Source organism: Streptomyces sp. NPDC002092, assembly GCF_053593775.1.
Map to the genome: position 1 here is coordinate 227471 of NZ_JBSFDG010000010.1, position 24669 is coordinate 252139.

24 protein-coding genes are annotated in these 24669 nt (G+C 70.5%); 12 read left to right on the top strand and 12 right to left on the bottom strand.

The annotated features are described in order from the left end of the window. Positions 1–107 precede the first annotated feature (107 nt). A complete protein-coding gene (locus tag ACWCRD_RS24215; protein WP_450967857.1) occupies positions 108–1055 on the bottom strand; it encodes an NADP-dependent oxidoreductase in 948 nt (315 codons plus the stop codon). A 115-nt stretch (positions 1056–1170) separates the two neighbouring features. On the opposite strand from ACWCRD_RS24215, the gene ACWCRD_RS24220 reads away from it, so the two are divergent. The 3 genes from ACWCRD_RS24220 to ACWCRD_RS24230 all read left to right on the top strand — a co-directional run bounded on the left by ACWCRD_RS24220 (position 1171) and on the right by ACWCRD_RS24230 (position 3879). Further along, a complete protein-coding gene (locus tag ACWCRD_RS24220) occupies positions 1171–1467 on the top strand; it encodes a hypothetical protein (protein WP_344404233.1) in 297 nt (98 codons plus the stop codon). 159 nt (positions 1468–1626) lie between these two features. Continuing rightward, a complete protein-coding gene (locus ACWCRD_RS24225; protein WP_450967858.1) occupies positions 1627–2649 on the top strand; it encodes a phosphotransferase family protein in 1023 nt (340 codons plus the stop codon). A gap of 6 nt (positions 2650–2655) precedes the next feature. After that, the gene (locus ACWCRD_RS24230; RefSeq protein ID WP_450967859.1) at positions 2656–3879 is read left to right on the top strand and encodes an acyl-CoA dehydrogenase family protein; all 1224 of its coding nucleotides are present in this window, start codon (positions 2656–2658) and stop codon (positions 3877–3879) included. A 51-nt stretch (positions 3880–3930) separates the two neighbouring features. Here the strand turns inward: ACWCRD_RS24230 and ACWCRD_RS24235 are convergent, their stop codons facing one another. The 3 genes from ACWCRD_RS24235 to ACWCRD_RS24245 are packed head-to-tail and all read right to left on the bottom strand — an operon-like array spanning position 3931 to position 7009. Beyond that, positions 3931–4524 (bottom strand): TetR/AcrR family transcriptional regulator, encoded by a 594-nt coding sequence (locus ACWCRD_RS24235; RefSeq protein WP_450967860.1) that lies wholly within the window; start codon positions 4522–4524, stop codon positions 3931–3933. 47 nt (positions 4525–4571) lie between these two features. Beyond that, positions 4572–6239: a class I adenylate-forming enzyme family protein gene (locus ACWCRD_RS24240; RefSeq protein ID WP_450967861.1), complete on the bottom strand. Its 1668-nt coding sequence runs from the start codon at positions 6237–6239 to the stop codon at positions 4572–4574. Further along, a complete protein-coding gene (locus ACWCRD_RS24245; protein ID WP_450967862.1) occupies positions 6236–7009 on the bottom strand; it encodes an SDR family oxidoreductase in 774 nt (257 codons plus the stop codon). Before ACWCRD_RS24245 ends, ACWCRD_RS24240 begins: the two co-directional genes overlap by 4 nt. Before the next feature lie 161 nt (positions 7010–7170). On the opposite strand from ACWCRD_RS24245, the gene ACWCRD_RS24250 reads away from it, so the two are divergent. Next, positions 7171–8409: an exo-beta-N-acetylmuramidase NamZ family protein gene (locus ACWCRD_RS24250; RefSeq protein WP_450967863.1), complete on the top strand. Its 1239-nt coding sequence runs from the start codon at positions 7171–7173 to the stop codon at positions 8407–8409. 91 nt (positions 8410–8500) lie between these two features. Continuing rightward, complete coding sequence (locus ACWCRD_RS24255) at positions 8501–9835, top strand: serine-threonine protein kinase (protein WP_450967864.1); 1335 nt, start codon at positions 8501–8503, stop codon at positions 9833–9835. Between the two features lie 18 nt (positions 9836–9853). Here the strand turns inward: ACWCRD_RS24255 and ACWCRD_RS24260 are convergent, their stop codons facing one another. After that, entirely contained in the window at positions 9854–12634 is a 2781-nt protein-coding gene (locus ACWCRD_RS24260; RefSeq protein WP_450967865.1) for a penicillin acylase family protein, read from the bottom strand. A gap of 221 nt (positions 12635–12855) precedes the next feature. Here ACWCRD_RS24260 and ACWCRD_RS24265 point away from each other — a divergent pair, with 221 nt between their 5' ends. Both ACWCRD_RS24265 and ACWCRD_RS24270 read left to right on the top strand, forming a co-directional pair. Continuing rightward, complete coding sequence (locus ACWCRD_RS24265) at positions 12856–13458, top strand: hypothetical protein (protein WP_450967866.1); 603 nt, start codon at positions 12856–12858, stop codon at positions 13456–13458. 83 nt (positions 13459–13541) lie between these two features. Next, the gene (locus ACWCRD_RS24270) at positions 13542–14255 is read left to right on the top strand and encodes a 3-keto-5-aminohexanoate cleavage protein (protein WP_450967867.1); all 714 of its coding nucleotides are present in this window, start codon (positions 13542–13544) and stop codon (positions 14253–14255) included. On the opposite strand, the gene ACWCRD_RS24275 is transcribed toward ACWCRD_RS24270, so the two are convergent. Next, a complete protein-coding gene (locus ACWCRD_RS24275; protein WP_450967868.1) occupies positions 14225–14827 on the bottom strand; it encodes a hypothetical protein in 603 nt (200 codons plus the stop codon). The genes ACWCRD_RS24270 and ACWCRD_RS24275 overlap by 31 nt on opposite strands. A 306-nt stretch (positions 14828–15133) precedes the next feature. Between ACWCRD_RS24275 and ACWCRD_RS24280 the strand changes: the two genes are divergently transcribed. After that, complete coding sequence (locus ACWCRD_RS24280; RefSeq protein ID WP_450967869.1) at positions 15134–16201, top strand: RNA ligase (ATP); 1068 nt, start codon at positions 15134–15136, stop codon at positions 16199–16201. A gap of 58 nt (positions 16202–16259) precedes the next feature. Here the strand turns inward: ACWCRD_RS24280 and soxR are convergent, their stop codons facing one another. Further along, complete coding sequence (soxR, locus tag ACWCRD_RS24285) at positions 16260–16730, bottom strand: redox-sensitive transcriptional activator SoxR (RefSeq protein ID WP_351465849.1); 471 nt, start codon at positions 16728–16730, stop codon at positions 16260–16262. Positions 16731–16862: 132 nt separating this feature from the next. Between soxR and ACWCRD_RS24290 the strand changes: the two genes are divergently transcribed. Continuing rightward, the gene (locus tag ACWCRD_RS24290; protein WP_398960049.1) at positions 16863–17324 is read left to right on the top strand and encodes a MaoC family dehydratase; all 462 of its coding nucleotides are present in this window, start codon (positions 16863–16865) and stop codon (positions 17322–17324) included. 16 nt (positions 17325–17340) lie between these two features. Here the strand turns inward: ACWCRD_RS24290 and ACWCRD_RS24295 are convergent, their stop codons facing one another. From ACWCRD_RS24295 to ACWCRD_RS24305, 3 genes are all read right to left on the bottom strand, one after another. After that, a complete protein-coding gene (locus tag ACWCRD_RS24295) occupies positions 17341–17964 on the bottom strand; it encodes a TetR/AcrR family transcriptional regulator (RefSeq protein WP_123964133.1) in 624 nt (207 codons plus the stop codon). A gap of 110 nt (positions 17965–18074) precedes the next feature. Then, on the bottom strand, positions 18075–18320 hold the full coding sequence (locus tag ACWCRD_RS24300) for a YiaA/YiaB family inner membrane protein (RefSeq protein WP_099927742.1): 246 nt from the start codon (positions 18318–18320) through the stop codon (positions 18075–18077). Between the two features lie 61 nt (positions 18321–18381). Further along, positions 18382–19533, bottom strand: coding sequence for an acyl-CoA dehydrogenase family protein (locus ACWCRD_RS24305; protein ID WP_450967870.1), 1152 nt, complete (start codon positions 19531–19533; stop codon positions 18382–18384). Positions 19534–19622: 89 nt separating this feature from the next. Between ACWCRD_RS24305 and ACWCRD_RS24310 the strand changes: the two genes are divergently transcribed. The 3 genes from ACWCRD_RS24310 (at position 19623) to ACWCRD_RS24320 (ending at position 22112) form a co-directional block, all read left to right on the top strand. After that, positions 19623–20264, top strand: a complete 642-nt coding sequence (locus tag ACWCRD_RS24310; protein ID WP_450967871.1) for a TetR/AcrR family transcriptional regulator — start codon at positions 19623–19625, stop codon at positions 20262–20264. A gap of 35 nt (positions 20265–20299) precedes the next feature. Beyond that, positions 20300–21022, top strand: coding sequence for an ArsR/SmtB family transcription factor (locus ACWCRD_RS24315; protein ID WP_450967872.1), 723 nt, complete (start codon positions 20300–20302; stop codon positions 21020–21022). Positions 21023–21182: 160 nt separating this feature from the next. Then, complete coding sequence (locus tag ACWCRD_RS24320) at positions 21183–22112, top strand: DMT family transporter (RefSeq protein ID WP_450967982.1); 930 nt, start codon at positions 21183–21185, stop codon at positions 22110–22112. Here ACWCRD_RS24320 and ACWCRD_RS24325 read toward each other — a convergent pair. Both ACWCRD_RS24325 and ACWCRD_RS24330 read right to left on the bottom strand, forming a co-directional pair. Beyond that, the gene (locus ACWCRD_RS24325; protein WP_450967873.1) at positions 22109–23191 is read right to left on the bottom strand and encodes a zinc-binding dehydrogenase; all 1083 of its coding nucleotides are present in this window, start codon (positions 23189–23191) and stop codon (positions 22109–22111) included. The genes ACWCRD_RS24320 and ACWCRD_RS24325 overlap by 4 nt on opposite strands. A gap of 11 nt (positions 23192–23202) precedes the next feature. Continuing rightward, entirely contained in the window at positions 23203–24591 is a 1389-nt protein-coding gene (locus ACWCRD_RS24330; protein WP_450967874.1) for an aldehyde dehydrogenase family protein, read from the bottom strand. Between the last annotated feature and the right edge of the window lie 78 nt (positions 24592–24669).

Sequence of the window (24669 nt, forward strand, 5' to 3'; positions counted from 1 at the left end):
CACGGCCGAGCTGCACATCGCCTGTGCCATCGGCCGCTGCAGCGGCAGGCCCCGCCCCCGCTCCCTCTGCGGCGTGCGGGAACCGAAACGGACCCGGCCCGGCCTGCTCAGCCGGCCGGTTCCACGTCCCACTCCACCGTCACCACGATCTTCCCCCGCGTCCGCCCCTCCTGGTTGAGCCGGTGCGCGTCCGCCGCGCGCTCCAGCGGGAACGTCTGGGACACGTGCACGGACACCGCCCCTTCCTCCACCAGTTCGGTCAGCCGCAGCAGGTCCCCGGCATCCGGGCGCGCCCAGCAGTAGCGGCCGCCGTAGTCGACGACGTCGCCGTCGGCGATCGACGCGAGGCGCCCCTCGGGGGCCAGCAGATTGGCCGAAACCTTGAGGGTCTCACCGCCGACGGTGTCGAACACGGCGTCCACGCCCTCGGGGACCAGCCCGCGCACCCGCTCGCCCAGCCCCTCGCCGTACTCCACGGGCTCGCCGCCAAGCCCGCGGACGAACTCGTGGTTGCGCTCGCTCGCCGTACCGATCACGCGGGCGCCGAGATGCCGGGCGAGCTGGACGGCGATGGACCCGACGCCGCCCGCCGCCGCGTGGACCAGGACGGTCTCGCCGCGTTCGACCTGGAGCGCCTTGACGATCACCTGGTAGGCGGTGAGTCCCACGAGAGGCAGTCCGGCCGCCTCCTCGAAGGAGAGGTTGCGGGGTTTGCGGGCGAGGGTGCGCACGGGTGCGGCGACGTACTCGGCGAAGGTGCCGCGCGAGAGGAAGTCCTCCCGCACGTACCCGACGACCTCGTCCCCGGCGGTGAACTCCGTGACGGACACGCCCGGTTGGACGACGACGCCGGAGACGTCCCAGCCGGGCACCACCGGGAAGACGGCGTCGAGCATTCCGTCGAGGTGGCCCTCGCGGCACTTCCAGTCGACGGGGTTGACGGCGGCCGCGCGGACCTTGACGAGGACCGAGTCGGGGCCGATCTTCGGGTCGGGCAGCTCGCCGTACTCGAGCACCTCGGGTCCGCCGTACCGTGCGTAGCTGATGGCCTTCATGGGCTCGACCCTCCGGTGTACGCGGCCGCCACGCAAGCCGAATGGTCCGTTATGCGCCGTTCGCGTGGCGCCCTGTCCGACGTCATCACCAGCACTCCCCCGAAGGCGAACCCCCATGACCACCCTTCACCTGGAACACGCGTCCCACACCCACGCCCACGGCCCCGACTGCGGACACACACAGGTGCCGCACGGGGATCACGTCGACTACGCGCACGACGGTCATCTGCACCGCGAGCACGGCGGCCACTGGGACGAGTGCGAGCCGGACGGGCACGCACCGCACGAGGACCACGAGCACCGGCACGGCGAGGGCTGCGGACACGAGAGCGTCCTGCACGGCGACCACGTCGACTATCTGCACGACGGCCACCGGCACGCCCCGCACGAGGGCCACTGGGACGACCACTGAAACCGGCCGGAACCGGTCGGCCGACAGCTCCCCGCGCCACCGCGCCGGGAGCTGTCGCCTTATCGTGGCTCAGATCACGTTCGCCGCACACACTGGACGGCATACCGACCGGTCGGCATCATGGTGGGGAACCTTTCTGACGCCCCTGAAGGAGCACCGATGAGCCCCGACCACCCGCCAGGTCTCGATCTCGACCGGCTGCGCGGCCTGCTCGACCAGGAGCGGCCCGGCCTGGTGCACGGCCCCCTGACCGGCCGGCTGATCGAGGGCGGACGGTCGAACCTCACCTATGCGGTCTCGGACGGCACCTCGAAGTGGGTCGTACGCCGGCCCCCGCTCGGCCATGTCCTGGCCACCGCGCACGACATGAAGCGCGAGCACCGGGTGATCAGCGCCCTGCACCCGACCAACGTACCGGTGCCGCGCCCCGTGCTCCTGTGCGAGGACGAGGAGGTGCTGGGGTCGCCTTTCTACGTCATGGAGTTCGTGGAGGGCACGCCGTACCGCACGGCCGACCAGCTCGCCCCGCTCGGTCCGGACCGCACCCGGGACGCGGTGCTGTCCCTGGTGGACACGCTCGTCGAACTGCACGCGGTGGACCCCGCCGAGGTGGGCCTCGCCGACTTCGGCCGCCCCGAGGGCTTCCTGGACCGGCAGCTGCGCCGCTGGGGCAAGCAGCTGGACGCCTCCCGCAACCGCGACCTGGCCGGCATCGACGAGCTGCACGCCTCGCTGGGCCGCCGGCTGCCCACCTCCCCCGCACCGGCCGTGGTGCACGGCGACTACCGGCTCGACAACGTCCTGATCGGTGCGGACGACCGCATCAAGGCGATCCTCGACTGGGAGATGTCCACGCTCGGCGACCCGCTCACCGACCTGGGCCTGCTGGTGATGTACAGCATGCCGCTGGGCATGCCCGACTCCCCGGTCTCCACGACCGCCGAGGCCCCCGGCCACCCGGATCCGGCCGAGCTGATCGAGCGGTACGCCGCCCGATCCGGGCGCGACGTCTCGTCCGTCTCCTGGTACACGGCGTTCGCCTGGTTCAAGCTCGCCGTGATCCTCGAGGGCATCCACTACCGCTACACGCTGGGCCAGACGGTCGGCCGCGGCTTCGACCGCATCGGCGACCTGGTGCCCGTGTTCATCGAGCACGGCCTGACCACTCTTCAGGAAGGCTGACCGACCATGGACTTCGCGTTCGACGCGCGCACCGAGGAACTGCGCGCCAAGCTGCTCGCCTTCATGGACGAGTACGTCTACCCGGCCGAGGCGGTGGCGGAGGAGCAGCGGGCCGCGCTGGCCTCCCCCTGGGACACCCCTGCCGTGGTGGAGGAGCTGAAGGCGGAGGCGCGCAGGCAGGGCCTGTGGAACCTCTTCCTGCCGGACACCGAGCACGGCGCCGGACTGACCAACCTCCAGTACGCGCCGCTGGCCGAGATCACCGGCCGCAGCCCGCAGTTGGCGCCGACGGCCACGAACTGCGCGGCTCCCGACACCGGCAACATGGAGGTGCTCGCGCAGTTCGGCGACGAGCAGCAGAAGAAGCAGTGGCTGGAGCCGCTGCTGGCGGGCGAGATCCGTTCGGCGTTCGCGATGACCGAGCCGGAGGTGGCCTCGTCCGACGCCACCAACATCACCACGCACATCGAGCGAGCCTCCGATGGCACAGACGAGTACGTCATCACCGGGCGCAAGTGGTACATCTCCGGGGCGATGAACCCGGACTGCAAGATCTTCATCGTGATGGGCAAGACGAACCCGGACGGCGCGGACATCCGCCGCCAGCAGTCCATGGTCCTGGTCCCCCGCGACACCCCGGGCGTCACCGTCAAGCGGGCGATGCAGGTCTTCGGCTACGAGGACCACTACCACGGCGGCCACGCCGAGGTGGTCTTCGACCACGCGCGCGTGCCGGTGACCAATCTGATCGGCGAGGAGGGCGGCGGCTTCGCCATCGCCCAGGCGCGCCTCGGTCCGGGACGTATCCACCACTGCATGCGGCTGATCGGCATGGCGGAGCGGGCGATCGAGCTGATGTGCCGCCGGGCGGTGTCCCGTACGGCCTTCGGCAAGGCGCTGGCCCAGCAGGGCGTGGTGCACAACTGGATCGCCGACGCGCGTGTGACGGTGGAGCAGCTGCGGCTGCTGGTGCTGAAGACGGCGTGGCTGATGGACACGGTCGGCAACAGGGGCGCCCACGCGGAGATCCAGGCCATCAAGATCGCCACGCCCCGCGCGGTCGTCGACATCATCGACCGGGCGATCCAGCTGCACGGTGCGGGCGGCGTCAGCCAGGACTTCCCGCTGGCCGAGCTGTACGCCGGAGCCCGCACACTGATGATCGCGGACGGTCCGGACGAGGTGCACCAGCGGTCGCTGGCGCGACGGGAGCTGAAGAAGTACCTGTAGGGCATGGGTAAGGGGCGGTCGCCATGCGACCGCCCCTTACCCATGTACGTCCTACGGCCGCAGGGCTCTCAGCAGCAGGTCCGCCAGATGGTCGGCGACCTCCTGCGGGCTCATCGGCCCGTCCGGCCGGTACCAGGTCGACAGGTGGTGCACCGACCCGAAGTGGTAGTCCACCACCAGGTCGGCCGGGGTCGCCTTCGAGAAGACGCCCGTCTGCTGCCCCTCCTCCACCAGCGCACGGAAGCGCTCGTGGTAGCGCCGCCGCTCGGCACGCACCTGCTTGTTCTTCTCCGGGCTCAGATGGTGCATCGAGCGGAAGAAGATCATCGCGTCGTCGAGGTTCTCGATCGTCGTGACGACGACATCCGCCGCCGCTCCCCGCAGCCGCTTCTCGATCGGCTCGTCGGCGTCGGCGAAGGCGTCCAGACGCTCCTGCTGGAGGCGCAGGACGCGCGAGTACACCTCGTGCAGCAGGTCGTCCTTGGAGCCGAAGTAGTGGTACAGCGCCCCCTTGGTGACGCCGGCCGCCTCGACGATCTCCTGCACGGAGGTGCGGTCGTAGCCCTGCTCGGCGAAGAGCCGGGTGGCGGCGGCCAGCAGCCGCTGCGGGACGGGAGTACCGTCACCGTCCGTCGTTCTGGGCACTGTGCCGCCACCTGCCTTCCAAGCTCACTGCCTGCATCTGTTCGCTGTTATTCGCTGTCCTGCGGCCGGGAACGAAGCTCCCGACGGAGGATCTTCCCACTCGCCGTCTTCGGCAAGTCGGGCAGGATCTCCACCTGCCGCGGGTACTTGTAGGCGGCCAGTCTCTCCTTGCAGTACATCGCGAGTTCACCCGGGTCCGTGTCGGCGCCCGGACGCAGGCTGATGTACGCCTTGACAGTCTCCCCGCGATACCCGTCGGGCACCCCGACGACGGCCGCCTCACGGACCGCGGGATGCGTGTACAGGACGTCCTCGACCTCGCGCGGCCACACCTTGAAACCCGACGCGTTGATCATGTCCTTCTTGCGGTCGACGACGTACAGCCACCCCTGCTCGTCCATGAAGCCGATGTCGCCGGTGCGCAGCTCACCGTCCGGGAAGGTCTCGGCGGTCGCCTCCGGCCGCCGCCAGTAGCCGGGCACGACCTGCGGCCCGCGGACGACGATCTCACCCTGCTCACCGAAGGGCACTTCCTTGCCCTGGTCGTCGACGATGCGTACGACGGTGTCGGGGCCCGGCAGGCCCACGGCCAGCGTGCCGGAGGCCGGGTCGACGGGCGCCTCCAGGCCCGGCGGGACGGAGGCGCAGGGCGCGGTGCACTCGGTGAGCCCGTAGCCGTTGCGGATGTACGGCCCGAAGCCCGCCCGGAACTTCTCCACCAGGGCGGGCGGCACGGGGGCACCGCCGCTGGAGATGTTCACGAACGACGAGAAGTGCTCCCGGGTGGCTTCCGGGTGGGCGCCCAGCGCCATGAAGGCGGTCGAGGGGCCGACCGTGTAGTGCGGCCGGTGCTCGGCGAACGCCTCCAGCACGAGACCCGCCTCGAAGCGGTACGTCAGCACGAGCGTGCCCGCGCTGTTGAGACAGGCGCCGAGCTGGCAGACCATCCCGGTGATGTGGAACAGGGGCGCCAGCGCGTAGTACACGGGTGCGTCGGGCAGGGCGAGCCCCGTCCGCTGGCGCTCGGCGTTGTACATGATGTTGCCGTGCGTGTTGGTGGCGCCCTTGGGGGTACCGCTGGTCCCCGAGGTGTAGCTGATCAGCGCGATGTCGGACGGCCTGAGCCGGCGGCCCTCGGGCGCCTCGTACCCGGCGCGGGCCACGGTCGTCAGGTCGGCGGCGTCCGCGGCCTGCGGAAGCCGCTCGAAGCCCAGCACCCGCGTGTCGCCACGCGTCTGGAAGTCCAGTTCGCAGGTGGTCAGCACGATCTGCACGGGCGAGTCGGCGGCCGTGTCCCGCAGATACGACTCCCAGGCCCGGTCGGAGCAGACCAGCGCCGTGACCTCGCCGTCCCGCAGGACGTGCCCGACCTCCCCCGACTTGTACATGGGGTTGACGGGCACGACGATCGCCCCCGCCTTCCATGCGCCCAGCAGCGCCAGCACGAAGAGCGGGGAGTTCTGCAGCAGGATCGCCACCCGGTCGCCGCGTTCCAGGCCGCGGGCGGCCAGATGCCCGGCGACCGAGTCGCTCAGCTCGTCGACCTCGCGGTAGCTCAGCCGCCCGTCGAAGTAGGCGAGGAAGGTGCGGTCCGGGGCCGCGGCGACGGACCGGCGCAGCGCGTGCACCAGGGAGTCGGCGGGCTCCACGGGGCCGCGCTGAGCCTCGTTCAGCAGGGCCACCCAGGGCCGGGCGGCGTAACGGGAGTCGGTCACCGTGCCTCCTCCCACTTCTGCTGGATGTGGTTCATGTTCGTCAGCCAGCGGTCGGGGTGAGTGGCCCTGGCCTGGTAGTACTCGGCGACCTCGGGGTGCGGCAGGATCAGGAACCGGTCCTCCTCGATCCCCTTGAACAGGGCGTCCGCGACGTCCGCCGGCTCGATCGCGGTCGGCTGCAGCACCAGATCGCCAGCGGTACCGGTGGCGGCCAGCATGTCGGTGCGCACCCCCTGCGGACAGATGGCATGCACCTTGAGCCCCCGGTGCCGGTATGTGAGCGACAGCCACTCGGCAAAGGCGTAGGCACCGTGCTTGGTGACGCTGTACGAGGGCGCCCCGATCATGGTCAACAGTCCGGCTGCGGACACGGTGGACACGAAACGGCCGCCGCCCCGCTCCAGCCACTCCGGAAGCAGCTCATGGGCGGCCCGGACATGAGCCATCAGATTGACGTCCCAGGACACGGCCCAGGCCTTCTCATCGAGCGGCTTCCCCGGCCCCGCGTCCTCGAAGGCGACACCGGCGTTGGCGCAGTAGACGTCGATGGTCCCCCCGAGCGCGTCCCGGGCATCACCGACGATGCCGGAGGCGTCACCGGGCACGGCAATACCGCCGATCTCCTCGGCAACGGCCTTGGCCCGGTCCGCATCGAGATCGTTCACGACGACCCGGGCCCCTTGGGCGGCGAACCGCCGGGCAAGGGCAGCCCCGATCCCACCCCCGGCCCCCGTGACAACCACACCAGTACCCTGCACGGCTTCCACCATCGGTCTCCTTCGACTGCGGCTCTGCTGCGGTCAGACTAACCGGTCGGTATGTCACTGGAAAGGGGCCACTGCAACGCCGGGCAGGGGCGCGGGGAACTGCGCGAGCAACCACAGACTTCCCGCATTTCCTCACAGTCTGCGGTAGCAATACGGTGCACCCCATGCGCCTATCCAGACGAGCCCTCCTCGCAGCGACAACGGCAGCAACAACCCTCTCCGCAGCGCCGCAGGCCACCGCAGCCGCCCCCCACAAAAGACTCCGCACCGGCTTCGAACGACTCTCCGCCGAAGGCTACGCACTCCTCGACGGCCAACGAGTCGGAATCGTCACCAACCCCACCGGGGTGACCCGAGACGTCCACCACATCGTCGACGTGATGCACGCCGACGCCAAAGTGAACCTGGTGGCCGTCTTCGGCCCCGAACACGGCTTCCGCGGCACCGCCCAGGCAGGCGGCTCCGAAGGCCGCTACGACGACCCCGCCACCGGCCTCCCCGTCTACGACACGTACCTCAAGAGCGGCCGGCCCCTCGCCGACGTCTTCACGGCGTCCGGCGTCGACACCGTCGTCTTCGACATCCAGGACGTCGGCGCCCGCTTCTACACGTACATCTGGACGCTGTACGACTGCATGGAGGCCGCCCAGCTCGCCGGTAAGCGCTTCGTCGTCCTCGACCGGCCGAACCCGGTGACGGGCCGTGCGGCCCAGGGCCCGGTGCTGCACAAGGAGTTCGCGACCTTCGTCGGACGGCAGCCGATCTCCCAGGCGCACGGCATGACGGTCGCCGAGCTGGCCCGGCTGTTCAACGGGGAGTTCCTGACCACCCCCGTACCCCTGCAGACCGTACTGATGACGGGATGGAGGCGCTCGGAGTTCTACGACGCCTGGTCGCTGCCCTGGGTGCCGCCGAGCCCCAACATGCCGACGCCCGACACGGCGCTCGTGTACTCGGGAACGTGCATGTTCGAAGGCACCAACCTGTCGGAGGGCCGCGGCACCACCCGCCCGTTCGAACTGCTCGGCGCTGAGGGCATCGACGGAAAGTGGGCGGCCGCGGTCAACGAACTCGGCCTGCCCGGTGTCCACTTCAGAGAGGCGTACTTCGCGCCGACCTTCTCCAAGTTCCAGGGGAAGACTGTCGGCGGCGTGCAGCTCCACGTGCACGACCGGGCCGCGTACGACCCCGTGCGCACCGGGATCGCGCTGCTGGTGACCGCCAAGAAGGTGTGGAGCGGCTTCGGCTGGCGGCCGGACAACTGGATCGACAAGCTCACGGGCTCCACACACGTGCGTTTGGCGATCGACGCGGGCGCGGGGACCGACGAGGTGATGGCGGGCTGGCAGGAGGAACTCGCCGCGTTCCGGCTGATTCGAAAGGAATACCTCCTCTACAAGTAGATACAAGTGAGGCGGGACGTATGGCCATCCTCGGCCGGTAGCAGGACGATGCGCCCACATCGCACTGCTCCGGGGGACGAGGGGGCCTGTCATGGCACAGCCGGCAATGAGTGTGAGTCCTTACTGGGAGCTGACCTTCGACGCGGACGGGGACGTCGACGGGCAGGAGCGCGACCGGCTGCTCGCCGAGGTCACGAAAGGCGCAGTCCGTGACCTGATCGTCTTCGCGCACGGCTGGAACAACGACCGCTCGGGGGCGACCGCCCTCTACAGCCAGTTCTTCGCGCCGATCCCGCAGCTCGCGGCCCAGGCGAAGATCGGGTACGTGGGCGTGATCTGGCCGTCGATGCGGTTCTGCGACGAGCCGATCCCCGACTTCCCGAAGTCCGTGGTGGCCATGGAGGCGGAGGCGTCCCCGGCGCCCGCGCTCGACAAGGACACCCGGCACGCACTGCTGGAGACGTTCCCCGGACGGGCCACCGTGATCGACCAGATCGCACGGATGCTGGACCAGCGGCCCGACAACGAACTGGAGGAGTTCGGGCGGCTGGTCCGGCTGCTGGTGGAGCTCGTACCGGGCGGTCCGCAGCCGCTGTTCGCGGCGGACACCCTCGCGGAGGGCGTCCCGCAGAGCGAGCCGGTGCTGTTCACCGAGGACACGGCGACGCTCTGCGACGAGTTCGCGCAGGCACTGGCCGACGTCCGGTCCGGTGGCGACCCGGAGGGCTTCTCGCTGCCGAACCCCTGGGACGGGGCGAAGGAACTGCTGCGGCAGGCGACGTACTACGCGATGAAGCGGCGCGCGGGCACGGTCGGCGAGCGCGGGCTCGGCCGTCTGGTCGGGCAGCTCGCCGCCTCCGCTCCCGCCGTGCGCGTGCACCTCGTGGGGCACAGCTTCGGCGGCCGGCTGGTGTCGTTCGCGCTGCGCGGGCTGCCCGAGGGCGTGCACACGGTGAAGTCGGTGACGTTGCTGCAAGGGGCGTTCTCGCACTACGCGTTCGCGGCGCGGCTGCCGTACGACGCACATGCGGGGGGCGTGCTGCAGGGCCAGCAGAACCGTGTCGACGGCCCTCTGGTGTGCTGCTACTCCCACTTCGATACGGCGCTCGGCACGATCTACCCGCTGGCCTCGCGCATGGCGGACGACGCACAGGGCGTCGTCGAGGGGGCCACCGAGGGCTTCGGCATCGGGGAGCTGCTGGGCGTCAAGTGGGGCGCGATGGGGCACGACGGTGTGCAGGCGGTGCCGGGCACGCGCGCGTACACGCTCGCCGACGCCCTCACGAGCACCCTGCCGACCTCGGGTTGCGTCAACGTCGACGCGGCGGCCGTGGTGAGGAACGGCGGGCCGCCCGCCGGTGCACACAGCGACATCGTGCACCGGGAGCTGGCCCAGGTGGTGCTGGCGGCGGGCCGCATCCGCTGACCCGCCGCCGCTGGTCCGTCACCGGTGCGAGGTGTACTCCACCACCTGCTGGAAGGTGGGCCGGTTCTGCCAGCTGATGTTGTAGTGCTTGATGCCGCCGAGCGTCCGCTGGACGATCGAGTCGGCGCACCACTGGTCGCCCGCCGAGCACAGGGAGTCGCCGGGGTAGACGGTCGACGCGGACGTGCCGGCCGCCGTCTTCAGGGTGCTGATCAGGATGTCCCGGCAGGAGCTGAGGCTGCCGCCGCCGCAGTACTTCTCCGCCAGCGGCCCCTGCACCGACTCACCGAGCACCGCCCGGATGTCCTTGTCGACGTAGCTCCACCAGCCGTACTGGAAGGAGCTGCCGGCGTGCGAGCCGGTCGGTCCGTGTGCGGCCGACGGGGCCTCGTCGACCGGCAGGTTGCTGGTGAAGGCGGTGTACAGGTCGCTGCCGAGGCCGGGTTGGAACTCGGCCTTGACCAGCAGCGGCCACCAGGCGTCCAGGATGCGGATCGCGTCGGCGTCGGCGTACTTCTTCGAACCCGCCGAGGTCTCCGTGCGCTTGGCGCCCGCCGTCACCCAGGCCTGCAGCTTGCTCACCGCGGCCGCGGCCGTGGAGTCGGTCACCGGGCTGCTGTTGATGACCTTGAGCAGCTTCGGCAGCACGTCCTCGGCCCGCAGGTCCTCCAGTGCCGCGTCCGCCATGGCCTGCACCAGCTTGGTACGGGTCACCCCGCCGGCCGCGACCAGCTTCTTCACCCGGTCCTCCAGCAGATTGCCGCGGTGCACGGACCCGTCGCCCCAGGGCGCGGTCGTGTAGTCCTTGGCCTGCTTGTTGTTCCAGGAGATGTAGTAGTCCTGGTCGATGGAGTTGGGGTGCGCCGAGGCGGGCGTGTAGTCGGCGGTGTTGGTCGTCGGGTCCCAGTTCTTCCACTCGTACGCCGCCTGCCCCCACACCGGGAACTCGGCGTCGACGCCGCTCGCCCGCACCGGGTTGTTGCCGCTGTTGTAGTACGCGGTGTGCTGGGAGTCGGCGTAGAACCAGTTGAAGGTGTAGTTGATGTGCTGAGCCGCGCTCTGGAAGTCCTGCGGGCCCTTGACGAAGTCGGGGTCGTTCAGCATCTGGAAGCCGATGATCGAGTCGGCCTCGTGCATGTAGGACGAGCGCAGCGTGGTGTAGGCGACCTTCTTGCCGCCGACGGTGGCCCGGTACTCCACCGGCCCGTACTTCGTCTTCCAGACCCTCATCGTGTACGACCCCGCGGCCGTGCCGTCGGCCGTGGTCGGCTTCCAGGAATTGGTCTGCTCGACCTTGTCCATGGCCGTGCAGGTGCCGTGGTACAGGTAGTGGTAGTCGTCCTGGCACAGCTCGACGGCGTAGGTGTCGATGATGTCCTGGCCGGAGGTGGTCGCGGACCACGAGTAGTCCTGGCCGCGGCCGAGTTCGACGTACATGCTCAGGCCCGCGAAGGAGGCGCCGCGGGCGCTGAGGCCCGGGCCCTGGATCTCCTGGAGCATCAGCAGCTGGGGCGCGAAGTAGCCGGTCTGCGGGCCGAAGACGGCGATGGGGTGGCCGCTGGCGGTGTACTTGCCGCTCACCACCAGAGCGTTGGACATGCCGCGCCTGGCCGAGCTGAGAGCGGTCGCGGTCGCCGCCTTGGAGGCGGCGGTGGCGCTCTGGCTCGCCCCGGTGCCGGTGGCGTCGTAGACCAGCGGTTCGGTCGTCACCGAGCCGGCGTCGGGCAGCGCCTCGCCCTGGGCGGTGTCGGGCTTGGTGGCGTACGGGAAGCTCTCGCCGTTGTGGACGGTGAGCACGGCCTCGGGGTCGTTGCGCTCCCGGAAGGACTCCCAGACCTTGGTGCCCTCCGTCACGCCGTACTTGGACTGGGCGGCCAGGAGTGAGATCGCGTTGTTGACCTCGCCGCCACCGCCGGCGCCGAACAGGGAACCGATCACGGAACCCAGCGCCACCAGGTCGGTGATCTTGAAGTGGTCGATGGTGCCGGCGTTGGTGATCGAGTCCTTGTGGCCGGTCAGGACGTACTCGCCGGGGAAGTAACGGCCGCTGTCGGAGGCGTCGATGTAGGCGTTGATGCCGGCCAGGTAGGCGTTGGCGTCGGCGAGGGCCTGCTGTCCGCGGGCGCCGTTGTGGGCGACGGCGTTGTCGATCTGGGCCTGCAGGTCGGCCTCGCTGTAGGGGGCGTTGCGGTAGAACTGCTGCTCAAGGCCCTGGTTGGAGGCCGCGCCGCCCGCGAACGAGGTCAGCTGGCCGCGTCCCACGTGCCGGAAGACGTCCATCAGCCACAGCCGGTCCTCAGCCGCGGCATACCCGGCGCCGAACTCCGTGCCGTATCTGGTGGTTCCGGTGATGTGCGGAATGCCCGCCTTCTTGTCGCGGACGATCGTCACGTCGGTGCGGCCCGCAGGCTTCTCGGTGGAGGCGACCTGATCGGAGGAGACCCCGAACGACGCGTCGTTGAAGAAGGTGTTGATCGTCGAGTCGGTGAGCGAGGAGTACCCCTTGGCCAGGTTGGCGTACGGGCCGAGCTGGTCCTCCGCGTGGTCGGGCTGGGTGCCGAACGCCTGGTTGAGGAGGACCTGCGCGAGGGTCGCGTTGCCGTTCTCGCCCGGCGGCAGGATGTCGGAACACTGGCCGCCGCAGTAGTCGTTCGAGGCAGCGGCCGCTGCCGTCGCCTGGGTGAGCGGGGACAAAAGTCCAGCAATCAGGACGCATGTGGATGCGGTCTTCAGGAACCCGGCGAGTCTGCCGGGAGTTCTCAGTCTGACTGGGGCGCTACGAGAGGTACGCCAGGGCATGGCAGCTCCTACCGACGGGGGTGAGCCGGGACGTTACCGCCGGTATCCCCGGGAGTGAAGATGAACATGCGTCAAGTTTTGGAGTGGGCGGGACGGCTTATGGAGGGCATTGGAAATCGGATGGAGCCGAATCGCTTGTCGATACGTCTATTCGGCGACGTCCGTACGACGACGCCGAAGTGACCGAAGTACAGGTGCAGGTGTGACGGAGGTGCAGGACGATGGCCGGCTTTCGGAGTCTGGCGAGACAGGTCCGCGACCCGCGGTGCGATCTGGCACTGCGGCGCTACTCACTGCGCAAGTGCCTTGAGCGGTTTGCTCCTTACGGGCACAGGGCGACCTGGGACCATTTGTGCTCCCGGGCAGGGTTCGGCCCCGAGGACCGCTCCCCCGACCCAGCGCGGCTCGTGGCCGCACTGGAGGAGTTGGAGGAAGCGCGTTCGGTCTGGCTGGCCTACGAGGTCGAGTTCGCCGAGCGGCGCAGGAAGGAGAAGCACGACGGGCTGCGCCGGCCGGGCACGGTGGACGACTGGCACCGGCTGACCTGGGGCGGTTTCGGTGTCGCCTGGTGCGACGACCCGCGGGTGCACCCCCGCGAGCCGCTTGCGGAGGTGCTGCGCCGGCTGATCTCCGGCCTGGAGCGCGAGCCGGGCTCCGGTTGCCCGGTGTGCGGCGCGGACCGCCTGATCTGGAAGTACGACTTGGACCACGAGCCCTCTGCGGGTCCGGTCTGCACTCACTGTGGAATTCTCGTGCCACGGCCCGTACTCAGTCCCGAGGCCCTGGCGGACGCAAGGCGCGGAAGGCTGCTGGTGTCGGCCTAGCAAGGCGGGGGTGCGCCGGGGATGCCGCACCCCCTGTCTCAACGAGCTGGGCCGTTGTCAGTGGGGGCTGGCAGGCTTGAGGCATGGTGCAGGTGTGTCTCAACGGAGTGCGGGGGTCCGCCGACGGTGCGATGGTGCCGCTGACTCCGGAAGCGATGGCCGAGTCCGCGGCGCAAGCCGTCGCGGCCGGGGCCACGGACATCCACGTCCACCCCAAGACTCCCTGCGGGCGTGACTCGTTGTCGCCCCGCGTGATCGGCCCGGTGCTCGAGGCGATACGGGCGCGCGTGTCGGTCCCGGTCGGTGTCACCACGGGCGCCTGGGCGGAACCGGATCCTGCGGCACGGCTGGAGCGCGTCAGAAGCTGGGCCACGCTCTCCGAACTTCCCGACCACGCCTCGGTCAACTGGCATGAGCAGGGCGCCGAGGAGATCACCGCCGCGCTGCTCGACCTCGGCGTGGAGGTCGAGGCCGGCATCTGGTCCGGGACGGACGGGGCGATACGGTTCGCGGTCTCACCCCTGGCCCCGAGAGTGCTCCGCGTACTCGCCGAGGTGACGGACGCCTCGCCGGACACCGCGGAGGAGACCGCGCGTGCGCTGCTGACCGACCTGGGCCCGGCGCCCGGCCGCCCCGTACTGCTGCACGGCGAGGACGGCGGGGCGTGGCCGGTGCTGCGGCTGGCGGGGCGGCTCGGGCTCGCGACCCGGGTGGGTCTGGAGGACACCCTGTTCCTGCCGGACGGGGAACGGGCCTTGTCCAACGCTCAGTTGGTCGCCGAGGCGCTGGCCCAGTAGGAGTGCGCCCAACGCTCGTCATAGGGCAGGGCGAGGAGCTCGGCGCGGGTCGCCAGGTCGGGCTCGCCCTGGAGGCGTAGGCGAGCGGAGCCGGGACCGGCCAGCCAGCTGCGCAGATCGGCGAGGCCGGCGTTCTCGCTGTCGTCCTGCCACCAGGAGAACGGGGAGAGGTCGGACAGCAGGTCGCAGAGCCAGCCGTCGGTGCAGTGGACGAGGTGTGCGTCGGCGACGGGGCCGCGGCCCCAACGGTCCAGGAACGGGGTCACGGTTCTGGCGATCGTGGCGCAGGTGTCGAAGATCTCGTCGATGCCGTAGGGCGGATCGGGCCGGGTGAGGGCGTCCTGCCACCAGGCGTGCAGGAACGCCTCGATCGCGGCGGCCTGCTCGGCGGGCCAGGAGCGCCAGTCCAGCCGGGTCAGCCCGTGGGCCCCGTAGCCGATCGCGTCGAGTGAGCCGTCGGCCGTCGCGCGTGCGGCCTGCGGCAGCAGGCGGCGCATGGCGGCCGCATGGTCGTCGATGGGGGTCCCCCTCTGGGGGAGATCGGGCACCTCGAAGAGGTAGTACTGCACCACGTTCTCCGGTATCCGTACGTTCGCGTGCGCAGATACGCGGTCTCCTCGGGCGCGTGGCAGTAGCCGCAGCCGGTCTCGTCGAAGCTCGCGAAACCGTCGAAGACCGTGTCGATGTCCGCCAGGGCGGCGTCAAGGGCTGCTGAAAAGATGGGAGTTGATCCCGTCAGGACTGCGTGCGCGGCGTCTCGGCCGGCCGAAGATCGCGACGTTACCAGCAGCTAATCCGCTCGCTCCACCCGTTTCCCGTCCGGACAGTTGGGGGCGATGAAACCGAACCGGGCGACCCCGTAGACCTAGGAGTCCCGCATGTCGACGCTGCGCGTCACCGCCGAAGTGCTGACCGTCCATGAGCATCCGAACGCCGATGCGCTCGAACTGGCCCAGGTGGGCCTGTACCGGGCCGTCGTGGCCAAGGGCGCGTACCGCACCGGCGACGTCGCCGTGTACATCCCCGAGCAGTCCGTCCTGCCCACCGGGCTGATCGAGGAGCTGGGGCTGACCGGGCGGCTGGCGGGGAGCAACTCGGACCGGGTCAGGGCGGTGCGGCTGCGCGGTGAGCTGTCGCAGGGCATCGTCTGCCGGCCGAAGGCGCTCGCGGAGGTCGATCTGGCGCGGGCCGCTCTGGACGGGACGGACTTCGCGGAGCAGCTCGGCATCACCAAGTGGGTGCCGCCGATCCCGCCCACGATGAGCGGCGAGGTCGAGCCCGCGCCCGAACTGCTGCCCTGGGTCGACATCGAGAACATCCAGCGGTTTCCGGACATCTTCACACCGGGCGAGGCTGTGGTCCTGACCGAGAAACTGCACGGCTCTGCCTGTCTGCTCACCTATCTCGCCGACGAGGACCGCGTGCACGTCTCCTCCAAGGGCTTCGGCGCCAAGTCCCTCGCCCTGAAGGAGGATCCGCGCAATCTGTACTGGCGGGCCATGCACGGCCACGGCGTCGCCGAGGCCGCCGCCCGGCTCGCCGAGCAGCTGGGGGCGCGTCGGGTCGGGATCTTCGGTGAGGTGTACGGGGCGGGGGTCCAGGACCTGACGTACGGCGCGGACGGGCGGCGCGAGAGTCTGGGGTACGCCGTGTTCGACGTCTCCGCGGAGGTCGACGGGACGGTGCGCTGGCTGGATGCGGCCGAACTGCTGGGCGGGGAGCTGCCGTTGGTGCCGCGGCTGTACGAGGGGGCGTACGACATCGAACGAGTGCTGGAGGTTGCCAGCGGGCGGGAGACCGTGTCGGGGCGGGGGCTGCATCTGCGGGAGGGTGTGGTGATCCGGCCTGCGGTGGAGCGGTACAGCCCCGTGACCGGGGGGCGGGCCATTGCGAAGGCGGTGAGCCCGGCGTATCTGACGCGGAAGGGTGGGACCGAGTACGAGTGAGCGGGGGGGTTGGGTCGGGAGCCGCCCCAGCGGCACGACCGTCCGCAGGCCAGGTGGGCTAAGCGCGCTTCCCCCTGCGTTCCACCATCAGCCGCGATCCCGTCAGGCGTTCGCCGAACACGTCGTCCGGGTTGGACAGGACGCAGCCGTCCAGCGACAGGCAGCCGCAGCCGATGCAGTCGGTCAGGTGGTCGCGGAGGCGGTTGAGCTGGCTGATGCGTTCGTCGAGTTCGGAACGCCAGGCCTCGGAGAGCCGGGCCCAGTCCTCCCGGGTCGGGGTGCGTTCCTCGGGGAGCTCGGCGAGCGCCTCGCGGATGGTGGCCAGGGGGATGCCGACGCGCTGCGCGGCGCGCACGAAGGCGACCCGGCGCAGCGTGTCGCGGTGGTAGCGGCGTTGGTTGCCCGCGGTCCGCCGGCTGCTGATCAGGCCCTTGGACTCGTAGAAGTGCAGGGCGGAGACGGCGGCGCCGCTGCGCGCGGCGAGCTGGCCGACCGTGAGCTCGTGGATCTTCTCTGGAATCTGGGGCACCCCTCGAACCCTACCCATCCGTACCCGGCCGCTGTCCGTTGACATTGGTTTCCCGGACTACCATGCTAAGCAGTTGCTTAGACATAGTGTTCATGATGTTCAGGACATGAGCGAGGCATGGGAGGCCGGGACATGGCAGAGCCGAGGATCTTCACGTCCGCCGACGAGCTGAAGGCGGCGGTGGGCGAGCAGCTGGGGTACACCGACTGGCTGGAGATCGACCAGAAGCGCATCGATCTCTTCGCGGAGGCCACCGGCGACCACCAGTGGATCCACGTCGACCCGGAGAAGGCCGCGGCGGGTCCCTTCGGGACGACGATCGCGCACGGCTATCTCACCCTGTCGCTGCTGCCGCTCTTCGGCCCTCAGCTGATCAGCGTCGAGGGCGTGAAGATGGGCGTCAACTACGGCACCAACAAGGTCCGCTTCCCGGCCCCCGTGCCGGTCGGCTCGCGGCTGCGCGCCACCGGGAGGATCAGCAGCGTCGAGGACGTCCCGGGCGGGGTCCAGCTGGCCGTCGCCTACACCGTGGAGCGCGAGGGCGGGGACAAGCCGGTCTGCGTGGCCGAGTCGGTGGCCCGCTTCTACGTCTGAGCAGCGGCCCGGCGGGCTACTTGACCCCCACCATGCGCAGCACGAGGTCGGCGTCGAGCGCGCCGACCTCGTCGGGCGTCCAGGGGCCGTCGACGTTGAACCAGCGGGCGACGTCGATGCAGAGCGACATGACGGCGAGGGTGGTGCCCTTGACGTCCAGCACGTCGAACTCGCCGGAGGCGATGCCGTCCTCGATGATCCCCCGCACCTCGGCGTCGCACTGCCGGCGCAGCGCGAGGATCTCCTCGCGGGCGTCCGGACCGAGCGAGTCCAACTCGTACTGCACGACCCGGGCGGTGGTGCGGCCGCCCGCGTGCCAGCGGACGAAGGAGCTCACCGCGTCGGCGAGCCGCTCGGTCGCGGTGCCCTCACGCCGGGCCGCCGTCTGCAGGATCTCCAGGGCCTTCTCATGGCCGATCCGGCTGATCCGGTGGAGCAGCTCCTCCTTGGTCTTGTAGTGGATGTAGAGCGCGGCGGGGCTCATGCCGGCGCGGCCCGCGATGTCACGGGTCGTCGTGGCGTGGTACCCGCGCTCGGCGAAGGCCTCCACCGCGGCGATCAGCAGCCTTCGGGCCGCGTCGGGCGTGACCTCGCCCCACGCGGACGTCTCGCCACCGGCCGTCTCCTCCGCCGTACTCATCGCTCGCTCGCCCCTCTCGCAGACAGACACCCCACCATACCGCCGAAGGTGAGCGAGCGCTTAGAGTCCCCGCTCAGAGCTTCCAGGAGGGCTCAGAGCCTTCAGAGGGCTCAAAGCTTCTCGAAGGGGTGGTACGCGCGCTCCGCAGCCTCCTGCCGGTCCCGGATCACCTTGGCGAGGGTGAAGGCGGAGGTGACGAGGTACAGGACCGCGATCCCGAGGAACGCCCGCACCCAGGCGTCGGCATTCAGCCGGAAGATGCCGATGGCGGTCGCGGCCATGGCGATCGCGAAGGAGGCGACGGCCTGGCCGTAGAAGGCGGCGGTGTTCTGCTGCTTGCCGGATGTGTCACTCATGGGGACAAGCGTCGGCGGATGTGGCCGGTACCACATCCGCCGAGATACTCAGCTCAGGTACTCAGAACGCCGAAACCCCCGTCAGGGCACGCCCGATGAGCAGTTTCTGGATCTGGCTGGTGCCCTCGTAGAGGGTCATCACGCGGGCGTCGCGCAGCAGCTTGCCCGCCGGGTACTCGTCGATGTAGCCGTAGCCGCCGAAGACCTGGAGGGCGTTGTTGGCGGCGCGGACGGCGGCCTCCGAGGCGAAGAGCTTGGCCTTGGAGGACTCGACGGCGAAGGGCTGCCCGCGGTCGATCAGGTCGGCGACCCGCCAGGTCAGCAGGCGGGCCGCGTCCACGTCGACGGCGATGTCGCTGATCAGCTCCTGTACGAGTTGGTGGTGGGCGATGGACTTGCCGAACTGCTCGCGCTCGCCTGCGTACTTCACGGCCGTGTCCAGCGCGGCCTGGGCTATGCCCACACAGCCCGCCGCGACCGACATCCGCCCCTTGGCCAGGGCCGACATGGCGACCGAGAAGCCCTTGCCCTCCTCCCCCAGCATCGCGGAGGCGGGCACCCGGACGTCCTCCAGGACCAGCTCGGCGGTCGCCTGGCCGCGCAGGCCGAGCTTGCCGTGGATGGTGCGGCGGGTGAGGCCGGGGGCGTCGGTCGGCACGAGGAAGGCGGAGACGCCCTTGTGGCCGGGGGCGTCGGTGGAGCGGGCGAACAGCAGCACCACATCGGCCCAGGTGCCGTTCGTGATGAACATCTTGGCGCCGTTGATGACGTAGTCGTCGCCGTCGCGCACCGCGCGTGTGGCGAGGTTGCCGGCGTCGGAGCCGGTGCCCGGCTCGGTGAGGCCGAAGCAGCCGACGTACTCGCCGGAGGTGAGGCCGGGCAGCCACTGCCGCTTCTGGTCCTCGCTCCCCCAGGCGGCGATCGTCTTGGCGACCAGCCCGAGCGACACGGACACGATGCCGCGCACGGAGGAGTCACCGCGCCCGAGCTCCTCCGTGACCAGGCAGTACGCGAGATGGTCGCCGCCGGAGCCGCCGTACTCCTCGTCGACGGTCAGCCCGAGGAAGCCGACCTCGCCGAGCTTCTTCACGATGGACCGGTCGACTTCCTCCGCACGGTCCCAGGCGATGACGCTCGGGGCGATCTCGCGGTCCACGAAGTCCTTGGCGAGCCGCCGGACGGCTTCCTGCTCGTCACTGAGCTCCAGATTCATGACCGCTCACCCCACTCGAGATCCTGCACGATCCTGCACATTTAAATTAGCACTGCTAGTTTCAGGCGCGCAGCCCTACTATGTGCGCCATGGCCCGACCGCGCAAGCCCTTGCTCAGCACCGACCGCATCGTCGAGACGGCACGTGCGCTGGTGGACGCGGAGGGCCTCGCGGCCGTCTCCACACGTCGGCTCGCCGCGGAACTGGGGGTGAGCGGGCCCTCGCTCTACAACCACTTCCGCACCAAGGACGAGATCCTGGAGGCGGTCGCCGACTCGGTGAGCGCGCAGGTCGACCTGTCGATGTTCGAGGACGGCCGCGGGTGGCGGACCGCGCTGCACGACTGGGCCGTCTCCTACCGGGCCGCACTGCGCGACCACCCCAACATCGTCCCGGTGCTCGCCCAGGGGCCGGGGCGCCGCCCCGCGGGACTGCGCCTGGCGGACGCCGTCTACGGCGCGATGGTCGACGCGGGCTGGCCGCCGGCGCAGGCCACCTCCATCGGGGCGCTGATGCGGTACTTCATCATGGGCTCCGCGCTCGGCTCCTTCGCCGGGGGTTTCGTGGACGACCAGAGCGCGTACGACCCCGCCGACTACCCGCACCTGGGCCAGGCGCATCTGCTCGCCGAGCAGCAGGAGAAGATCGACGAGCGGGCCTTCGAGACGGGTCTCACGGCGCTGCTCGACGGTCTTGTGCAGCAGTTCGAGCAGGTGGAGCGGGCCGGCTAGCGACAGTTCGGCGAGCGCCGAAGTGTCCGTGTCCCATGCTGGGGTGCATGACCACCAGGGAACCCCAGGCACCGCGGCTGGCCCGGCTCGCCGGGCTGATCGCCGACGAGACGCGGGCCACCTGTCTGCTGGCGCTGCTCGACGGACGGGCATGGACCGCGAGTGAGCTGGCGCGGCATGCGGGGGTCGCCGCGTCGACGCTGAGCGGACATCTGGGCAAGCTCGTCGCGGGCGGCCTGCTCGCCGAGGAACGGCAGGGCCGGCATCGGTACGTGCGGCTCGCCGATGCGGCGGTTGCGCAGCTGGTGGAGGATCTGGCCGCGCAGGTGGGGCCGGGGGATGCCGTACGGCCTCGGGGGCTGCGGGAGTCGAATGCCGGGTCGGCGATGGCGCGGGGGCGGACCTGTTACGACCATCTGGCGGGGCGGCTGGGGATTGCGGTGACGGAGGGACTGACGCTGCGGGGGCTGTTGCGTCAGGACACGGGGTTCGCCCTGACGGAGGCCGGGGTTCGGTGGTTCGACGCCACCGGTATCCCCCTCGACCGCGGGGGGCGGCGGCCGTTGGCCCGTGCGTGCCTTGACTGGACCGAGCGGCGGCCGCATCTGGCCGGGCTTGCGGGGGCGGCGTTCTGTCGGCATGTGATGGATGCCGGGTGGTGTGTGCGGATCGGGTCCGGGCGGGCGGTGAAGGTGACTCCGTCGGGGGAGCGGATGTTGGGGGAGCTGCTCGGCATTGACGCGCATTCCCTTCGTTGAGCGGCGGCCCGGTATGCGTCTGCGGCTCCGTCGTGGCTGATCGCGCTCACGCGGCGGAGCCGCAAATCGACACAGCCCCGCGCCCCTTGAGGGGCGCGCCAGTGCCGCGTCTGAAATCCGCGAGCCCCTGCTGCACTTCCCTTCTAGCCTCTGGAGCATGATGAACTCCCGTCGACCCGAACTGCTCGCCCCCGCTGCCGCCGCTGTCACCGTCGTGCTGTGGGCCTCCGCGTTCGTTTCGATCCGGAGCGCGGGAGATGCCTACTCACCTGGCGCGTTGGCGCTCGGCCGGTTGCTGTCCGGTGCGCTGGTACTCGGGGTGATGCTGGTCGTGCGGGGGGAAGGGTTGCCGCCGCGGGCTGCCTGGCGGGGCATCGCGATATCCGGAGCCCTGTGGTTCGGGTTCTACATGGTCGTCCTGAACTGGGGTGAGCAGCAGGTCGACGCCGGTACCGCCGCGCTGGTGGTGAACATCGGGCCCATCCTGATCGCCCTGCTCGGTGCGCGGCTGCTCGGGGATCCGATGCCGCCGCGGCTGCTGGCCGGGATGGCCGTGTCGTTCGCCGGGGCGGTGGCCGTCGGGCTGTCGATGTCCGGGGGCGGCGGGTCTTCGGTGCTCGGGGTGGTGCTGTGTGTGCTTGCGGCGGTCGGCTATGCGGCTGGCGTCGTCGCGCAGAAGCCCGCTCTGGCGAAGGCCAGTGCGCTGCAGGTGACGACGTTCGGGTGTCTCGTCGGGGCGGTGGGGTGTCTGCCGTTCGCCGGGCAGCTGGTGAGCGAGGCGGCCCACGCGCCGGTGTCGGCGACGCTCAACATGGTGTACCTGGGCGTGTTTCCGACCGCGCTCGCCTTCACCACCTGGGCGTACGCCCTGGCCCGTACGACCGCCAGCCGGATGGGGGCGACCACGTACGCGGTGCCGGCGCTGGTCGTGCTGATGTCGTGGCTGGCGCTCGGCGAGGTGCCTGGGCTGCTCACGCTGGGCGGCGGGGTGCTGTGCCTGGCGGGTGTGGCGGTCTCGCGGTCGCGAGCTGCGGTCGTGCCGGCTGCGGCGCCGGAGAGCACTCCGGAGCCGCAGCCCGAGGGCGCCTAGAAGACCACGAGCGCCCGTCCGCCCTTGCCCGCCAGCATGTTCTCGAAGGCGGCCGGGATGCCGTCCAGGCCGATCCGTTCCGTGACCAGCGCGCCCAGGTCCAGGCGGCCCGCCCGTACGTGTTCGGCCAGTACGGGGAGGTCCTTCGCCGGGTCCGAGTTGCCGTACACGCAGCCCGCCAGGGTCCTGCCCCAGTGGAAGATCTCCAGGGCGTTGAAGGTGACCTGCTGGTCCTTGCCGCCGATGCCGACCACTGTCGTGCGGCCGCCGCGGCGGGTGGAGTCCCAGGCCGTGCGGATCGTCGACGCACGGCCCACGCATTCGATCGCCACGTCCACGCCTTGCTTGTCCGTCAGCCCGCGGATCTCACGGGCCGTCGTGTCGGAGGCGAGGACGTAGTCCGTGGCGCCGGCGCCGCGCGCCAGTTCCTCCTTCTCCGGGGAGACGTCGACGGCGACGATGCGTGCGGCGCCCGCGATCCGGGCCGCCTGGAGTGCCGCCAGGCCCACACCCCCGACGCCGTACACCGCGACCGTCTCGCCCTCGCGGACCTGCGCCGAGTGGTGGACGGCGCCGTAGCCGGTGAGGACCGCGCAGCCCAGCAGAGCCGCGTCCGTGAGGGGGATGCCCTCCGGGAGGGGCAGGACACAGCCCGCGGAGACGACCGTCTCCTCGGCGAACGCGGCGACGTTCAGGCCGGGATGGAGGTCGGAGCCGTCGGAGGAACGGTGGGCGTAGACGTCCGCGGCGCCGTTCAGGGCGTTGGCGCACAGCCACACCTCGCCGAGCGTGCAGGCGTGGCAACCACCGCAGGAGGGCGCCCAGTTGAGGACGACCTCGGCGCCGGGCGAGACGTGCGTGACGCCTTCACCCACGGCGACGACCGTGCCGGCGCCCTCGTGGCCGAGGACTGCGGGGACCGGCACCCGCATGGTGCCGTTGGACAGGGACAGGTCGGAGTGGCACACCCCGGCGGCGGCGAGACGGACACGGACCTGGCCGGGGCCGGGCTCCGGGAGGTCGATGCCGGTGATCTCCAGCGGGGCGCCCACGGCGGGAAGGACTGCTGCGCGAACCATGGATGCGCTCCTCAGAACTGCAGGGACTTGGTCTGGAGGTACTCGGCGAGGCCGTGCGTGCCGAGCTCGCGGCCGACGCCCGACTGCTTGTAACCACCGAAGGGGGCAAGGGGGTTGAAGCGGCCGCCGTTGATGTCGACCTGGCCGGTCTCCAGGCGCCGTGCGAAGGCGACCGCCTCGCTCTCGTCGCCCGCCCAGACGGCGCCCGCGAGGCCGTAGACCGTGCCGTTGGCGATACGCAGGGCGTCCTCCTCGTCCTCGTAGCGGAGGATGGACAGGACCGGGCCGAAGATCTCCTCCTGGGCGATCGTCATCTCGGGGGTGACGTCGGCGAAGACCGTCGGAGAGACGAAGTAGCCCTGCTCGCGCGGGGACTCGGCGCCTCCGGCGACCAGCCGCGCGCCCTCCTCCACGCCCTTCTCGATGTACCCGCGCACCCGCTCCTGCTGCTTGGCGTTGACCACCGGGCCGATGCGGTCGCCGTACTTGGCGGCGGCGGTGGCGGCCAGCCCGACCGCCTCCTCGTACTGGTCCCGGTGGACGAGCATGCGCGTCCAGGCGCTGCAGGTCTGCCCGGAGTTGGACATGACGTTGGCGACGCCGACGTTGACCGCCTTGGCGAGGTCGGCGCTCGGCAGGATGACATTGGCGGACTTGCCGCCCAGCTCCAGGGCGACCTTCTTGACCGCGGCGCCCGCCGTGGCACCGATCTGCCGGCCGACGGCGGTGGATCCGGTGAAGGAGACCAGGTCGACGCCAGGGTGCTCGGCGAGAGCCTGGCCCGCGACCGGGCCGAGCCCGGTGACCAGGTTGAAGACCCCCGCCGGGACTCCCGCCTCGTGGACCGCCTCCGCGAAGAGCTGAGCGGTGAGCGGGGTGTCCTCGGCGGGCTTCAGGACCACCGTGCAGCCCGCCGCGAGGGCCGGGGCGACCTTGGCGACGATCTGGTGCAGGGGGTAGTTCCAGGGTGTGATCGCACCGACCACGCCGACCGGCTCCAGATAGACGGTCGAGTTCCCGGCCTTCTCCTCGAAGGCGTACGTGACTGCCAGCTCGGCGTACGAGCCCGCGACCGCGATCGGCACGGCCGCGTGCACGTTCTGCGAGAACGGCAGCGGCGAACCGAGCTCGGCGGTCACCGTCTCGGCGATCTCGTCCTTGCGGGCCACGAGGACGTCCCTCAGCGCACCCAGCCGGGCGGCCCGCACGGCGGGCGGGGTCGCGGCCCAGGCGGGAAACGCGGCGCGGGCGGCCCGCACGGCGTGGTCGACGTCCGCGGCGGTACCGGCCGGAACCCGGCCGATGACCTGCTCGTCGACGGGATTCACGACATCGATGACCTCCCCGCTCGCGGCGGGGCGCCAGGCGCCGTCGATGTACATACCGTCGTGTGCCTTCATGCTGCTCCTCCGGCCGGGGCGTCGTCCGCATCACAACCTATCGACAGCCACAATAAACTAGCGCCGTTAGTTTTCACC

What these genes read in the sequence shown, in the direction of transcription:
- ACWCRD_RS24300 (WP_099927742.1), bottom strand. Translation starts at nt 18,320, where the DNA reads ATGAGTGACACATCCGGCAAGCAGCAGAACACCGCCGCCTTCTACGGC.
- ACWCRD_RS24305 (WP_450967870.1), bottom strand. Translation starts at nt 19,533, where the DNA reads ATGAATCTGGAGCTCAGTGACGAGCAGGAAGCCGTCCGGCGGCTCGCC.
- ACWCRD_RS24310 (WP_450967871.1), top strand. Translation starts at nt 19,623, where the DNA reads ATGGCCCGACCGCGCAAGCCCTTGCTCAGCACCGACCGCATCGTCGAG.
- ACWCRD_RS24255 (WP_450967864.1), top strand. Translation starts at nt 8,501, where the DNA reads ATGGCACAGCCGGCAATGAGTGTGAGTCCTTACTGGGAGCTGACCTTC.
- ACWCRD_RS24260 (WP_450967865.1), bottom strand. Translation starts at nt 12,634, where the DNA reads ATGCCCTGGCGTACCTCTCGTAGCGCCCCAGTCAGACTGAGAACTCCC.
- ACWCRD_RS24290 (WP_398960049.1), top strand. Translation starts at nt 16,863, where the DNA reads ATGGCAGAGCCGAGGATCTTCACGTCCGCCGACGAGCTGAAGGCGGCG.
- ACWCRD_RS24220 (WP_344404233.1), top strand. Translation starts at nt 1,171, where the DNA reads ATGACCACCCTTCACCTGGAACACGCGTCCCACACCCACGCCCACGGC.
- ACWCRD_RS24265 (WP_450967866.1), top strand. Translation starts at nt 12,856, where the DNA reads ATGGCCGGCTTTCGGAGTCTGGCGAGACAGGTCCGCGACCCGCGGTGC.
- ACWCRD_RS24280 (WP_450967869.1), top strand. Translation starts at nt 15,134, where the DNA reads ATGTCGACGCTGCGCGTCACCGCCGAAGTGCTGACCGTCCATGAGCAT.
- ACWCRD_RS24325 (WP_450967873.1), bottom strand. Translation starts at nt 23,191, where the DNA reads ATGGTTCGCGCAGCAGTCCTTCCCGCCGTGGGCGCCCCGCTGGAGATC.
- ACWCRD_RS24295 (WP_123964133.1), bottom strand. Translation starts at nt 17,964, where the DNA reads ATGAGTACGGCGGAGGAGACGGCCGGTGGCGAGACGTCCGCGTGGGGC.
- ACWCRD_RS24270 (WP_450967867.1), top strand. Translation starts at nt 13,542, where the DNA reads ATGGTGCAGGTGTGTCTCAACGGAGTGCGGGGGTCCGCCGACGGTGCG.
- ACWCRD_RS24330 (WP_450967874.1), bottom strand. Translation starts at nt 24,591, where the DNA reads ATGAAGGCACACGACGGTATGTACATCGACGGCGCCTGGCGCCCCGCC.
- ACWCRD_RS24320 (WP_450967982.1), top strand. Translation starts at nt 21,183, where the DNA reads ATGAACTCCCGTCGACCCGAACTGCTCGCCCCCGCTGCCGCCGCTGTC.
- ACWCRD_RS24230 (WP_450967859.1), top strand. Translation starts at nt 2,656, where the DNA reads ATGGACTTCGCGTTCGACGCGCGCACCGAGGAACTGCGCGCCAAGCTG.
- ACWCRD_RS24315 (WP_450967872.1), top strand. Translation starts at nt 20,300, where the DNA reads ATGCTGGGGTGCATGACCACCAGGGAACCCCAGGCACCGCGGCTGGCC.
- ACWCRD_RS24225 (WP_450967858.1), top strand. Translation starts at nt 1,627, where the DNA reads ATGAGCCCCGACCACCCGCCAGGTCTCGATCTCGACCGGCTGCGCGGC.
- ACWCRD_RS24245 (WP_450967862.1), bottom strand. Translation starts at nt 7,009, where the DNA reads ATGGTGGAAGCCGTGCAGGGTACTGGTGTGGTTGTCACGGGGGCCGGG.
- ACWCRD_RS24250 (WP_450967863.1), top strand. Translation starts at nt 7,171, where the DNA reads ATGCGCCTATCCAGACGAGCCCTCCTCGCAGCGACAACGGCAGCAACA.
- ACWCRD_RS24215 (WP_450967857.1), bottom strand. Translation starts at nt 1,055, where the DNA reads ATGAAGGCCATCAGCTACGCACGGTACGGCGGACCCGAGGTGCTCGAG.